This window comes from Ralstonia edaphi, assembly GCF_958350185.1.
Lineage (GTDB): Bacteria > Pseudomonadota > Gammaproteobacteria > Burkholderiales > Burkholderiaceae > Ralstonia > Ralstonia edaphi.
The window spans coordinates 446093-460534 of sequence record NZ_CATWHI010000001.1; the positions used below are offsets into that span (position 1 = coordinate 446093).

Sequence of the window (14442 nt, forward strand, 5' to 3'; positions counted from 1 at the left end):
CGCCCGGTAACACCGCAATGGGTTTGTAATCTGCCGTAATAGAACCCGCAGCGCGACTAATTCTGCGCAAAGACGTTGCCTTTAAGCTGCGGTCTGACTGGCACGGGCGCCCGCTATCATGTGCGCTCGTCCCCATATTGCCAAGAACAGGAACGCCAACATGTCCGATCCCAAGGACCAGAAGCCCGGTCAGTTTGATGACGCCGGTCGCCGTACGCACGACGGTGCAGAGACGCCCCACGAGGTGTCTTCGACGCTGCTGCCGCCCCCGCGTGAAGGCGGCAAGCGGCGTCGCTGGGGTATCTGGGTGGTGATCGTCATCCTGGTGTTGATCGGCTATGCGGTCTATCACGCGAAGTATCGCAACGCGGGCGGTCCAGGTGGGCCAGGTGGGCGGGGGGGGCCAGGCGGCCGCGGCGCCGCCATGGCCAACAAGCCGATGCCGGTAATGGTCGGCACGGCCGTCAAGGGCGACATCAACGTGGTGCTGTCGGCGCTGGGCAATGTCACGCCGGTCAACAACGTGACGGTCAAGACGCGCGTGGACGGCCAGCTCGTGCGCCTGGCGTTTACCGAGGGCCAGACCATCAAGGCCGGCGACCTGCTGGCCGAGATCGACCCGCGCACCTATCAAGCGCAGCTCGCGCAGGCGGAAGGTCAGCTGGCGCGCGATCAGGCGCTGCTGCAGAACGCGAAGCTCGACCTGCAGCGCTATCAGACGCTGCTTTCGCAGGATTCGATCTCAAAGCAGCAGGTGGATACGCAGGCCGCGCTCGTGCGCCAATACGACGGCACGGTCAAGCTGGACCAGGGCAACGTCGACAACGCGCGCGTGCAGCTTTCCTATACGCGCATCACGGCGCCGGTGTCGGGCCGGGTGGGCCTGCGCCAGGTCGATCCGGGCAACATCGTGCATGCGTCCGACACCAACGGCATCGTCGTCATCACGCAGATCGACCCGATCACGGTCATCTATTCGATTCCCGAAGACAGCCTGCCCAAAGTCATGCCGCGCCTGCAGTCCGGCGACAAGCTGCCGGTGGAAGCATGGGACCGCAGCCAGACCACGCAGCTCGCGCGCGGCGTGCTCATGACAGTGGACAACACCATCGACAACACCACCGGCACGGTCAAGCTGCGTGCGCAGTTCCCGAACCAGAACGCGATGCTGTTCCCCAACCAGTTCGTGAACGTTCGCATGCGAGTGGATACGCTGCGCGACGTGGTGATCGTGCCAGGCGCCGCCATCCAGCGCGGCACGCAGGGCACCTTCGTCTACGTGGTCGGCGACGACAACAAGGTGGCGCTGCGCGTGGTCAAGCTGGGCGTGACCGAAGGTGAGCGCGTGTCGGTGGCGCAAGGCCTGCAGCCCGGCGAGCGCGTGGTGATTGACGGCGCCGACAAGCTGCGCGACGGCTCGCCGGTTGAGGTGATCCAGCCGGGTGCCGCCGCAAGTGCCCCCGCCGCCGGCCAGGCCCATCAGGGCGGGCGTCATCGCCGGGGCCAGGGAGGCGCTTCGGCACCCGCGGCGAGCGCCCCGGCTGCCAAACCGTAAGCCCTGAGTCGTGCATTGCGTGCACGCGCCTGACGAAGTCTTCTGTTCCGAGCTGGCATGAATCCCTCCCGAATCTTCATCCTCCGGCCCGTGGCGACCACGCTGTTGATGGTCGCCATCCTGCTCTCGGGCCTGGTGGCGTACCGGATGCTGCCGCTCTCTGCGCTGCCCGAAGTCGACTACCCGACCATCCAGGTTACGACGCTGTACCCGGGTGCCAGCCCCGACGTGATGACGTCGTCCATCACGGCGCCGCTCGAACGCCAGTTCGGGCAGATGCCGGGCCTCAAGCAGATGACGTCGTCCAGCTCGGGCGGCGCCTCGGTCATCACGCTGCAGTTCGATCTGTCGCTCTCGCTCGACATTGCCGAGCAGGAAGTGCAGGCGGCCATCAACGCGGCCGGCAACCTGCTGCCGAACGACCTGCCGATGCCGCCGATCTACAGCAAGGTGAATCCGGCCGACGCGCCGATCCTCACGCTGGCGATCACCTCCAACACGATGCCGCTGCCCAAGCTGGAAGACTTGGTCGACACGCGCATCGCGCAGAAGCTGTCGCAGTTGCCAGGCATCGGCTTGGTGAGCATCAGCGGCGGACAGCGGCCGGCTGTGCGCATCCAGGCGAATACGTCGGCGTTGGCGGCGCTGGGGTTGTCGATTGACGACATCCGTACCGCCATCGGCACGGCCAACGTCAATGGGGCCAAGGGCAGCTTCGACGGCCCGGCGCGCGCCTCCACCATCGACGCCAACGACCAGCTCAAGTCGGCCGCTGAGTACGGCAAGATGATCGTCGCCTACAAGAACGGCGCGCCCATCCGCCTGACCGATGTGGCGCAGATCGTTGATGGCGCCGAAAACAGCAAGCTGGCCGCGTGGTCCAACACCACACCCGCCATCATCCTGAACGTGCAGCGCCAGCCGGGCGCCAACGTGATCGAAGTGGTCAACCGTGCCAAGGCCTTGCTGCCGCAGCTCAAGGACACGCTGCCCGGCAACGTGGAAGTGTCGCTGCTGACCGACCGCACCACGACCATCCGCGCCTCGGTATCGGATGTGCAGTTCGAGCTGATGCTCGCCGTGGCGCTGGTCGTGATGGTGATCTTCCTGTTCTTGCGCAACGTGCCGGCCACGGTCATTCCGGCGGTGGCGGTGCCGTTGTCGCTGGTCGGCACATTCGGCGTGATGTATCTGGCAGGTTTTTCGATCAACAACCTCACGCTGATGGCGTTGACCATCGCTACCGGCTTCGTGGTGGACGATGCCATCGTGATGATCGAAAACATCGCCCGCTACATCGAAGACGGCGACCCGCCGATGGAAGCCGCGCTCAAGGGCTCCAAGCAGATCGGCTTCACGATCATCTCGCTCACCTTCTCGCTCATCGCGGTGCTGATTCCGCTGCTGTTCATGGGCGATGTGGTGGGGCGGCTGTTCCGCGAGTTCGCCATCACGCTGGCGGTGTCGATCCTGATCTCGGCCGTGGTGTCGCTCACGCTCACGCCGATGATGTGCGCGCGTCTGCTCAAGCACATTCCCGAAGCTGAGCAATCGCGCTTCTATCACGCTGCGGGCGCGTTTTTCGACAACGTCATCGCGCGGTACGGCCGCATGCTGCAATGGGTGCTTGACCGGCAGAAGACGACGTTGCTGGTGGCCATCGGCACGCTGGTGCTGACGGGGCTGCTGTATGTGGTGGTGCCCAAAGGCTTCTTCCCGGTGCAGGACACGGGCGTCATCCAGGGCATTTCGGATGCGTCGCAGTCGATCTCGTTCTCGGCCATGGCCGAGCGGCAGCAGAAGCTGGCCGAAGTCGTGCTTAAGGACCCGGCGGTCGAGAGCCTGTCGTCGTTCATCGGCGTGGATGGGGTGAACACCACGCTCAACAGCGGCCGCATGCTCATCAACCTCAAGCCGAAGGATGAGCGCGACGCCGACGCCACCGAGATCATCCAGCGCCTGCAACCCGAACTGGCCAAGGTGGCTGGTATCCAGCTGTACATGCAGCCGGTACAGGATCTGACGATTGAAGACCGCGTCAGCCGCACGCAGTACCAGTTCACCGTGGAAGACCCGGACCCGAACAATCTTTCGAAGTGGGTGCCGAAACTCGTTGAACGCCTGCAGCAGACCCACGAGCTGCGCGATGTGGCCAGCGACCTGCAGGACAACGGCTTGCGCGCCTACGTGCAGGTCGACCGCGACAAGGCGGCGGTGTACGGCATCACGATGGCGGCTGTCGACAGCGCGCTGTACAGCGCCTATGGCCAACGCCTGGTGTCGACGATCTTCACGCAATCGAACCAATACCGCGTGGTGCTGGAAACCGACCCGAAGATGCAGCTGGGGCCGCAATCGCTGTATGACCTGCACGTGGCATCGAGCAGCGGCCAGCAGATTCCGTTGGGCGCGTTTGCCACGGTGGTGGAGCAGCCCGGCTCGCTCGTGGTGAACCATCAGGGCCAATTCCCGGCGGCGACCATTTCGTTCAACCTGGCGCCGCGTGCATCGCTGGGCGCCGCGGTCGACACCATCAATGCGGTGGAAGAGGAAATCGGCTTGCCGGCCAGCATGCAGACGAGTTTCCAGGGCGCGGCCCTGGCGTTCCGCGCTTCGCTGTCGAACCAGCTGTGGCTGATCCTTGCGGCCATCATCACGATGTACATCGTGCTGGGCGTGCTGTACGAGAGCACGATCCACCCGGTGACGATCCTGTCGACGCTGCCGTCGGCCGGCGTGGGCGCCCTGCTGTCGTTGCTGGTGTCGGGCAAGGACATGGGGATCATTGCCATCATCGGGATCATCCTGCTGATCGGCATCGTCAAGAAGAACGCGATCATGATGATCGACTTCGCGCTCGAGGCCGAGCGCGAGCAGGGCATGGCCCCGCGCGATGCCATCTACCAGGCGTGTCTGCTACGCTTCCGCCCGATTCTGATGACAACCATGGCCGCCCTGCTGGGCGCCCTGCCCCTGATGCTCGGCACCGGCGTGGGCTCCGAGCTGCGTCAGCCGCTGGGCATCACGATGGTGGGCGGCCTGCTGGTCAGCCAGGTGCTGACGCTGTTCACCACGCCGGTCATCTATCTGGCCTTCGACAACCTTGGCGCACGCATGCGCGACTGGCGCGCGCGCCGTGCCGCCCGACGCCACGGTACGGCTGGTGCCAACGAGTCTGGCGGGCCGCGATGAACCTGTCCGCCACTTTCATCGCACGGCCGGTTGCCACGGCGCTGCTGACCATCGGTGTGGCGCTGGCCGGTATCGCAGCGTTCCGCCTGCTGCCGGTGTCGCCGCTGCCGCAGGTGGACTTTCCGACAATCTCGGTCAGCGCATCGCTGCCGGGTGCCAGCCCAGAGACCATGGCGGCCACCGTCGCGACGCCGCTGGAGCGCTCGCTCGGCCGCATCGCGGGCATTACCGAGATGACCTCGTCCAGCTCGCTCGGTTCGTCGCGGATCACGCTGCAGTTCGATCTGTCGCGCGACATCGACGGCGCGGCGCGCGATGTGCAGGCGGCCATCAATGCTTCACGCAGCCTGCTGCCGTCTGGCCTGCCGAGCAACCCGACCTATCGCAAGGTCAACCCGGCCGACGCGCCGATCATGATCGTCGGGCTGACGTCCGACACCAAGTCGCGCGGCGAGCTGTACGACGCCGCGTCGACCATCCTTGCGCAGAAGCTGTCACAGATCAACGGCGTGGGCCAGGTCACCATCGGTGGTGCGTCGCTGCCGGCGGTGCGGGTCGAGCTGAACCCGATGGCGCTGAACAAGTACGGCATCTCGATGGAGACCGTGCGCACCGTCATCACCAGCACCAACGCCAACAAGCCCAAGGGCATGCTGGAATCCGGCGACCGCGTCTGGACCATCTACGCCAACGACCAGGCCAAGAAGGCCGTCGAATACCAATCGCTCATCATCGCCTGGCGCAATGGCTCGCCGGTGCGGCTGGCCGACGTGGCCGAGGTGACTGACAGCGTGCAGGACATCCGCAACTACGGCTCGGCCAACGGCAAACCTTCGGTGCTGCTCATCATCAGCCGGCAGCCGGGCGCCAACATCATCGACACGGTCGACCGCATCAACGACATCCTGCCGTACCTGCGCAACACCATTCCCGCGCAGATCAACCTCGATGTGATGATGGACCGCACGCCCACCATCCGCGCCTCGCTCAAGGATGTGGAGCGCACGCTGGTGCTGTCGATCGCGCTGGTGATCATGGTGGTGTTCCTGTTCCTGCGCAACGTGCGGGCGACGCTCATTCCCAGCGTGGCCGTACCGGTCTCGCTCATCGGCACATTCGGGGTGATGTACCTGTGCGGTTACAGCCTCGACAACCTTTCGCTGATGGCGCTGACCGTGGCGACGGGCTTTGTCGTGGACGATGCCATCGTCGTGCTGGAAAACGTCTCGCGCCACATCGAAAACGGCATGCGGCCCATGCAGGCTGCGCTCAAGGGCGCGCGCGAAGTCGGTTTCACCGTGGTGTCGATGAGTCTTTCGCTGATTGCCGTGTTCATTCCGCTGCTGATGATGGGCGGCATCGTCGGCCGGCTGTTCCGTGAGTTTGCGGTGACGCTGTCGGTGGCCATCCTGGTGTCGCTGGTGGTATCGCTGACGACTACGCCGATGATGTGCGCACGCTTGCTCAAGCCCGCCGCCGAGGAAGAACACGGCTGGTTCCATCGCAAGACCGAAGGCTTCTTCACCTTCCTGCTCGACCTCTACCGCAACTCGCTGGCGTGGGCGCTGCGGCACAGCTGGCTCACGCTGCTGATCCTGTTGGCCACGGTGTGCCTGAACGTCTACCTGTACATCATCGTGCCGAAGGGGTTCTTCCCGCAGCAGGATACCGGCCGGGTGATCGGCTTCATCCAGGCGGACCAGTCGATCTCCTTCCAGGCGATGCGCACCAAGTTGACCGACTTCATCACCATCGTTCGGCAAGACCCGGCGGTGGAGAACGTGGTGGGCTTTACGGGGGGCAGCCAGCGCAATACCGGGCAGATGTTCATTCAGCTCAAGCCGCTGGCCGAGCGCAAGATGTCGGCCGACCAGATCATCAACCGGCTGCGCGGCAAGCTCGCGCGTGAGCCGGGCGCCAGCCTGTTCCTGCAATCGGTACAGGACATCCGGGTGGGCGGTCGGGCCAGCAACGCGCAGTACCAATACACGCTGCAGGCCGACGACCTGAACGAGCTGCGCGCGTGGGATCCGAAGATCAAGCAGGCGCTCACGCAGGTGAAGTCGCTGACGGACGTCAACACCGATACGCAGGACAAGGGCCTGCAGACATCACTCGTCATCGACCGCGACAAGGCCAAATCGCTCGGCATCAACCCGAGCGATGTCGACAACGCCCTGAACAACGCGTTCGGGCAGCGCCAGGTATCGACCATCTACAACCCGCTCAACCAATACCGTGTTGTGATGGAAGCGGCGCCGCAGTACTGGCAGAACCCCGACGGCCTGCGCGACATCTACATCATCACGTCGACGGGTGCGCAGGTGCCGCTGTCGACCTTCTCGCATTACGAGCCCACCAACACGGCGCTGGCCGTCAATCACCAGGGGCAGTTTGCGGCCAGCACCATCTCGTTCAACCTCGCGCCGGGGGCATCGCTGTCGGGTGCCACGCAGGACATCCAGGATGCGATGAACCGCATCGGCGTGCCGTCCTCCGTGCACGGCAGTTTCCAGGGCACCGCCAAGGCGTTCCAGGATTCGCTCTCCAGCCAGCCCGTGCTGATCCTGTTTGCGCTCATCACCATCTACATCGTGCTGGGCGTGCTGTACGAGAGCTACGTGCATCCCATCACGATTCTCTCGACGCTGCCCTCGGCCGGTGTGGGGGCGCTGCTGGCGCTGATCATCACGGACACGGATTTCTCGATCATCGCGCTGATCGGCGTGATTCTGCTGATCGGCATCGTCAAGAAGAACGCCATCATGATGATCGACTTCGCGCTCGAGGCTGAGCGCAGCCAGGGCATGAGCCCCGCAGATGCGATCTTCCACGCCTGCGTGCTGCGCTTCCGGCCGATCCTGATGACGACGATGGCCGCGCTGCTGGGCGCCCTGCCCCTGGCGCTCGGCCACGGGGACGGCGCGGAGCTGCGCACGCCGCTGGGCATCTCCATCGTCGGGGGGCTGCTGGTCAGCCAGATCCTCACGCTCTACACCACGCCGGTGGTCTACCTGGCGCTCGACCGGCTGCGCCTGCGTCGCGCCGGCCGCAGCAAAGACGCACCGCTGCCCGCATTGGATTCGCAAGGAAGCTGAACATGACAAGAGGCACCCAAGCCCTTCGCATCTCGTTGCTCGCGCTGGCCGCGTGCGCGCTCGTCTCGGCCTGCGCGGTCGGGCCCGACTACAAGCGGCCCGACGCCGAAGTGCCGCAGCAATACAAGGAAGCCGGCGACTGGAAAATCGCCGACCCGAGCGACGCCATCGCCCGCGGCAAGTGGTGGGAGATCTTCAACGACCCGCAGTTGAATGCGCTGGAGGAACAAGTCGCGGCCGCCAACCAGAACATCCTGGTGGCCGAGGCGCAGTACCGCCAGGCCCAGGCGCTGGTGCAATCCGCGCAGGCTTCGTTCTTCCCGACGCTGGGTGCCAGTGCGTCCGCCACGCGCAGCCGTTCCGTGCGCACGTCGGTCAATCCGGACGGCAGCCTGTCGACCGGCAACCCGAGCCTGCTGAATTCGCAGAGCCTGTCGCTCAACGCCAGTTGGGAACTCGACCTGTGGGGCCGCATCCGCCGATCGGTGGAGTCGAACAAGGCCAGCGCGCAAGCCAGCGCAGGCGATTTATCGTCCGCTTTGCTGTCCGCCCAGGCGACGCTTGCGCAGAACTATTTTCAATTGCGTGTCACGGATACCCAGAAGGCCGTCTTGCAGCGCACCGTTGCGGACTACGAGCGCTTCCTGAAGCTCACGCAAAACCAGTACGCCGTGGGCGTGGCGCAGCGCTCGGATGTGCTGACCGCGCAGACGCAGCTCAAGCAGTCCCAGGCGCTGCTGCTGGATACGGAAGTCACCCGCGCACAACTCGAGCACGCCATTGCGGTGCTGATCGGCAAACCGCCTGCGGACTTTTCACTGGCGCCGGCCACCGCTGCCAGCGTGGCCGACTTGCCGGCACTGCCCGCCATTCCGCTGGAAGTGCCATCGGCCGTGCTGGAGCGGCGCCCCGACATTGCCGCCGCCGAGCGCCGCATGGCTGCCGCCAACGCACAGATCGGCGTGGCCAAGGCCGCGTACTTCCCCACGCTCACGCTGGGGGCATCGGCCGGCTTGGCGGCCAACACGCTTACACGCTTGGCAACGCTACCGAGCCGCGTCTGGTCGATCGGCCCGACGCTGGCGGCCACGCTGTTCGATGGCGGCGCGCGTGCAGCCGCTGTCGACAAGGCCGGCGCTGCCTACGATGCGTCTGTCGCAACGTACCGGCAGACCGTGCTCGGCGCGTTCCAGGATGTTGAAGACAACCTTGCCGCGCTGCGCTGGCAGACGCAGGAATTTGCGGTACAGGCCGACGCCGTCAAGGCCGCACAGGAAGCCGCGCAGCTCAACCTGAACCGGTATCGCGCCGGCACGGTGAGCTTCCTGGAAGTCATCACGGCACAAGCCACGGCCTACAGTGCCGAGCGCACGCTGCTCACGCTGCAAGGCAAGCAGTATTCGGCGGCGGTGCTGCTGGTGAAGGCGCTGGGCGGCGGCTGGCACGGCGAAGTGCCGGTGGTCGGCCAGGCGGCGCTGCAGCCCGCTTCCGCCCCGGCCGCCCAATAACCCTTCTGGCATTGCCGGTGGCCGACGACGTTTCGCCGCCGGCAATGTCCCCTTGTGCGTAAGCACGCACGCAGTCGGATAGTTCCCCCTATAATCGTCGGAATTTGTTCCGGACCGTCCCGATCATGTGGGCGGGCGGGTGCAGCAGCAGGCGCGCAAATTGCGTCGTCCGATGCCTTGCAAGCCCGCCCCGGTGCGATCCCGACCGTCCGTTTGCCTGCCACCATGTCCGCCGCGCGCGTGGTTGCCGACGCAGTTGCCCCGATTCACGCGCGCCGTTCAACTGATTCCGCTCTCTCTGATGATCCGATCCGCGCTTCCCCGCTCCGCCAAGTTGCTGGCCACCGCCCTGGGCGCCGCCACGCTGTTCGCCGCCCTGCCTGCGCAGGCTGACCCTTCCGTGCGCGTCATCTACGGCCGTGACAACAGCCACGGCATCGAGAAGTACGGCGTCGATCTGGATTTCGATTCGGGCTTCCACTGGGGCAACCCGCAAGGCTGGTTCGTGAACCTGGATTGGGAAGTGGCGCTGGGCCAATGGCGCTCGACCAAGGGCACCAACCGCCAGAACCTGACCGAATTCGGCGTGACGCCGCTGTTCCGCATCGAAAAGCGCGGGGGCTCATGGGTGCCGTTCATTGAAGCCGGCATCGGCCCGCGCCTGCTCTCGCACACCCGCACGTCGGATGAGCACAACTTCAGCACGGCCTTCCAGTTCTCCGACATGATCGGCGTGGGCGTGTCCTTCGGCAGCAAGCAGCAATTCCAGATGGGCTACCGCTTCGAACACCTGTCGAACGCGTCGATCAAGCGCCCGAACCCGGGCACGGATCTGAACGAGCTCTACTTGCGTTACACGTTCTGAGTTTCGAGCGTTTGCAACGCTTGAAGAAAAAAAAACGGCCTGCCTTGCGGCGGGCCGTTTTGTTTGGGTGCGCGGTAGCGGATCAGCGCGCGTCGGCTTCGCCGTCGAGATCGCGATTGCGCGATCGCATGCCCATCAGCCGCTCATAGTTGAGCGAGGCATGGAAACCCACGCCGTTGCCGCCGGCACGTTTGACTTCATACATCGCCGCGTCGGCGTTGCGGATGAGCGTCTGCGCGTCACGCCCGTCAGTCGGATACAGCGCCACACCGGCGCTCACACCCATCGACAGCACATGGCCCTCCACACGGAACGGCGTCTGCAATTGCTCGATCAGGCGTTCCACGGTTTGCGTCACATCGTCGCGCGTGGCGCAGTGCGTGAGGACGGCGACAAATTCATCGCCGCCCAGGCGGGCCACCGTGTCGGAGGCGCGCAGCCCGCTGCGCAACCGCATGGCAGTTGCCTTCAGGACGAGATCGCCAACCGCGTGGCCATACTCGTCGTTGACCGGCTTGAAGCGATCGAGATCGATGAACACGACGGCGACCTGCCCGCGCGCGCGGCGCGCCGCCTGAATGGCGACGAACAGGCGATCGCGAAGCAAACGTGCATTCGGCAAGTCCGTCAGCGGATCATGCAGCGCGAGGTGGTGCGCCTGATCCAGCGCCGTGCGCCGCTGCGTCACGTCGAGCAGCGTGCCGCTTACGCGCGTGGCCATGCCGCGTGCATCGCGCTCCGTCACGCGCCCGCGGGCGGCCACCCAGATCCATTGGCCATGGCGCGCGCGCATGCGCTGCTCGATTTCAAAGCTGTCGGCATCGCCGCGCATATGGCGATAGATACGCCGCGCGCTCAATGCTGCGTCTTGCGGATGCACCATGGCGAACCATGCATCCGGATCGTTGGGCAGATCCGCCGGCTCGTAGCCGAGCATGTCGGCCGTCCGGCGGTTGAACGACACATGCCGCGCGCGCGTCGACCAGTCGAACGTGCCCAGCCCCGCGCCGTCCAGCACATAGGCCAGCCGTTGCTCCGACGCGCGCAGCGATTCCAGCGCCAGGCGCCGCGCGGTCACATCCTGCATCTGCACGACAAGGTGCTGGCTGCCGTCGTCGCGCGCAACGGCCACGTCGGCCTGCACCCACACGGTTGTGCCGTCCTGGCGGACCAGGCGCGTCTCCATCGACAGCGCATCGCGCTGGCCGGCGAGCAGCGACTCGACACCATGTCGGGTGCGTTCAGTGTGATCGGGGTGGCACAGGTCGAACAGATCGCGCGTGCGCAGCGCCTGTGCTTCGTGACCGGTCAGCGCGCACAGCGCACGGTTCACGTCGAGGAAGCGACCCTCTGGCGCGCACAGGCCGATTCCTATCGGCGAATGTTCGATCGCAGCCTTGTACAAGTGGTGGTCCTCAAGCATGGCGATGCTGTTTCGCGAATGCGGCAGTCCCGGGGGTGGCTGATGTGGTGGCCATCGCGCCGCGGGGTCCATGACGCAATGGCTGCGTCAGGCGCGCGCGGTGGCGGTTGGCGTGATCCCCGTAACCGGTCTCGTGGTCTGTGCGGCCCAGTTGACGGCCGGCAATGACAGACCTTGGTGCGTTGCAAGCGCACGAATCGAGGCGGACTATAGAAGCCGCGAGTTAACGGGGCAATCCCTTCCCGCGAGGGGACATGGACCGCGAGCGCGCTTTCGGTCCCCTCGTGCGCGAAATGACGCGAAGGAAACGCGCCCCGCGTCATTCCCGTCTGCGTTTGTCGACGTCGATTGTCGACATCTGCCCGACGTCGCCGGACATCGGACAAAACTGTACACGGGCGCCCGTTGCGAAGCAGCTAGCCGTTCGGTTAGGTCGCACAGGCACTGCCCGAACGCAACCGTTTGCCACATGGCCGGGCGGCAATCTCCACATTGTGAATGTCTTAAGGTGAAGACAAGGCCCCTTGAACTCATCCGGAAGGACGAAACGCGCAATCGGACAGCTCCGTTACTATTCTTCAATATCGCTTCGGGGGGCGAATTCAAACACGGCGAGCCGCGGCACCAGCGCACGCGGTTGTAGGAGGTCGTATGGAATTGAGTTTTGTCGCCCCCGGCACGCAGACACATCGGTATGCGCTCAAGCTTGCGGGCCTGCCCGAAGGCACCGAGCCCGGCACGGCGCCAGTCGACCCGGCCTGGGTGGACGATGCCCTCACCGCCGCCGTGCGGGTATTCGATGCGCATCGCGTGCACTTTGCCGACGCCTACTTCGCCTATCGCGCACGTGAGACCGCGCAGCACTCCACGCGCGCTGGAAAGACCTCGTCCGCACGCGTTGTCGGCGACCTCCACGACGACACACCGCTGCTCGCGGATACGTTTGCGATTGCGCAGCTGGCAGCACTCGTCTCGTTGGAGGCGTCGGGCGTGGCCGACGTCATCGACGTTCACCTGGTGGTGGAACGCCTGCGTGACGATGCCCCGGTCCCGCCCGCCGATGGTATCGGCGATGTGGCGTTCGTCACGGAAACCGCTGCCGGCCTGCAGAGCGTGGGAAGCCGGCATTGACGCAGGAGGGCCCATCACGGGCCCTTATGCGGGGGCCGTTCCTGCACGATGACTGGTTGCGGCTCCGTCGGCGCGCCGACGGCATCGGCGTCACGGAACGTCCAATACCGGTGCACCAGAAAGTTGAAGACTGCCGTGATGGCCGAGGCGAATACCTGCGCGATCAGGTAATACAGGCCGATCCCGAGGCCGATGGCCATGATGGTCGCATTGCATCCCAGGGCGAGGAAGGCCACCAGACCGAAGCGCACCATCGCGCCGATGTGCCCGCGTGTGCTGTTGAAGACGGCCTGCCGGCTGATGAAGTAGTTGAGCGTGGCACCGATCACGCTGCCCGCCACCGATGCCCGCCACGGCGACACCCCCACCTGCACGAGTCCGAACAGCCCCACATAGTGCGCCAGCGTTGCGCCGCCGCCGATGACGACATAGCGCGCAAACTGCTCCACCACCGCCCAGAAATGCTGCCGAGACGCCATGCGCGCGCTCACCCCATCCACGTTGGAACCGCCATTGTGCTCGATCATGACGGGCGGGCCGCAACTCCCGTGCCACCGTCCCTGCACAATCAATAAGTGCGCTTAAAGTTGTGCAACATTTGGCCGTATAGAAACGTGGGGCCCCGCGCGGCTGTGGGGCCCCCATTGCCATGCTCGAACTTCAACCTCTCGACATTCCGCTTGCGATCCCCCTGCCGTGGCCGATGCTTGACGCCGACGGGCAGCTGCTCGTCCCGAAAGGCGACGTCATCCACTCGCCGGAAGAGATCGATCTGCTGTGCACGCTGCACCGCCCGCACCGTCTGGCGGACGGCACGCCCGCGCCTGCGCCCGCGTTTGCAAACACGCAGTTCCCGAACACGATGTTCCCGGACATGGGCGACGACCCTGACGGCGAACGCACGATCGCCATGGAGCTGCTGGGCCTGCGCCCCGGCGGCATGCTGACTGTGCGCCTGACGGCGGGTGCCGGTCAGACCAAGGGCGCCGCGCGCGTGATGGGCTATAGCCCGCAACGCCATCTGCTCATCACCATGCCCACCGACAGCGGCCGCACCGTCATGCCGGTCAAGGACGAACTCGTGGAAGTCCACGCCTTCTCGGGCGAGGGCATTGCCAGTTTCGAGTGCACGGTGATGGCGGTGTGCCGCATCCCGTTCGAATACGTCGTGTTGTCGCCGCCGCGGCGGATCAAGAGCCGCACGCTGCGCAAATCGCTGCGCGTGCGCGCCAACGTGGTGGGCAAGATGCTAGTGAGCGGCGACCCGCCGCGCATGATCCATATTTCCGACATCAGCACGACGGGCGCGTCGTTCCGCTCTGCGCATCGGCTTGAAGTCAGTGGCGCGCCGGCCCGCCTGCGCTTCCGCGTGAAAACGCGCGACTACCACTCCGAGCTGGTGGCCGCCGCCCTCGTGCGCAGTGAAAAGCCGGCCGACCTGCCCAATGTCTATCAATACGGCGTGGAATTCATCGAACTGGTCGCCGCCCAGAAGATGCTGCTGCAGTGCTTTATCTATGAGCAGTTGCTGTGGGGCGGTCAGCGCATGGTGTAACGGGCAGAAGGACTGATATTCGCGCCGCTTTGATCAGAATTAATTACCGCTAAACGTTAAAAACACGGGCCGGAAGCGCCCGAAAACATGCCGGCGATCGGCCACCCTGGCCGGT

9 protein-coding genes are annotated in these 14442 nt (G+C 65.2%); 7 read left to right on the forward strand and 2 right to left on the reverse strand.

What is annotated here, in order from left to right:
- The first annotated feature begins 160 nt into the window (after positions 1-160).
- The 5 genes from R2669_RS01995 to R2669_RS02015 all read left to right on the forward strand — a co-directional run bounded on the left by R2669_RS01995 (position 161) and on the right by R2669_RS02015 (position 10218).
- The gene (locus tag R2669_RS01995) at positions 161-1555 is read left to right on the forward strand and encodes an MdtA/MuxA family multidrug efflux RND transporter periplasmic adaptor subunit (RefSeq protein ID WP_316898253.1); all 1395 of its coding nucleotides are present in this window, start codon (positions 161-163) and stop codon (positions 1553-1555) included.
- 57 nt (positions 1556-1612) lie between these two features.
- The gene (locus tag R2669_RS02000; protein ID WP_316898255.1) at positions 1613-4747 is read left to right on the forward strand and encodes an MdtB/MuxB family multidrug efflux RND transporter permease subunit; all 3135 of its coding nucleotides are present in this window, start codon (positions 1613-1615) and stop codon (positions 4745-4747) included.
- Complete coding sequence (locus R2669_RS02005; protein WP_316898257.1) at positions 4744-7845, forward strand: multidrug efflux RND transporter permease subunit; 3102 nt, start codon at positions 4744-4746, stop codon at positions 7843-7845. Before R2669_RS02000 ends, R2669_RS02005 begins: the two co-directional genes overlap by 4 nt.
- Before the next feature lie 2 nt (positions 7846-7847).
- Entirely contained in the window at positions 7848-9353 is a 1506-nt protein-coding gene (locus R2669_RS02010) for an efflux transporter outer membrane subunit (RefSeq protein ID WP_316898259.1), read from the forward strand.
- Between the two features lie 301 nt (positions 9354-9654).
- Positions 9655-10218, forward strand: a complete 564-nt coding sequence (locus R2669_RS02015; RefSeq protein WP_147214731.1) for an acyloxyacyl hydrolase — start codon at positions 9655-9657, stop codon at positions 10216-10218.
- A gap of 82 nt (positions 10219-10300) precedes the next feature.
- On the opposite strand, the gene R2669_RS02020 is transcribed toward R2669_RS02015, so the two are convergent.
- Positions 10301-11641 (reverse strand): sensor domain-containing diguanylate cyclase, encoded by a 1341-nt coding sequence (locus tag R2669_RS02020; RefSeq protein ID WP_147214732.1) that lies wholly within the window; start codon positions 11639-11641, stop codon positions 10301-10303.
- A 651-nt stretch (positions 11642-12292) separates the two neighbouring features.
- On the opposite strand from R2669_RS02020, the gene R2669_RS02025 reads away from it, so the two are divergent.
- Positions 12293-12772, forward strand: coding sequence for a hypothetical protein (locus R2669_RS02025; RefSeq protein ID WP_316876502.1), 480 nt, complete (start codon positions 12293-12295; stop codon positions 12770-12772).
- 14 nt (positions 12773-12786) lie between these two features.
- On the opposite strand, the gene R2669_RS02030 is transcribed toward R2669_RS02025, so the two are convergent.
- Positions 12787-13299: a GtrA family protein gene (locus tag R2669_RS02030; RefSeq protein ID WP_147214734.1), complete on the reverse strand. Its 513-nt coding sequence runs from the start codon at positions 13297-13299 to the stop codon at positions 12787-12789.
- A 122-nt stretch (positions 13300-13421) separates the two neighbouring features.
- Here R2669_RS02030 and R2669_RS02035 point away from each other — a divergent pair, with 122 nt between their 5' ends.
- Entirely contained in the window at positions 13422-14327 is a 906-nt protein-coding gene (locus R2669_RS02035; protein ID WP_147214735.1) for a flagellar brake protein, read from the forward strand.
- The last annotated feature ends 115 nt before the right edge of the window (positions 14328-14442 follow it).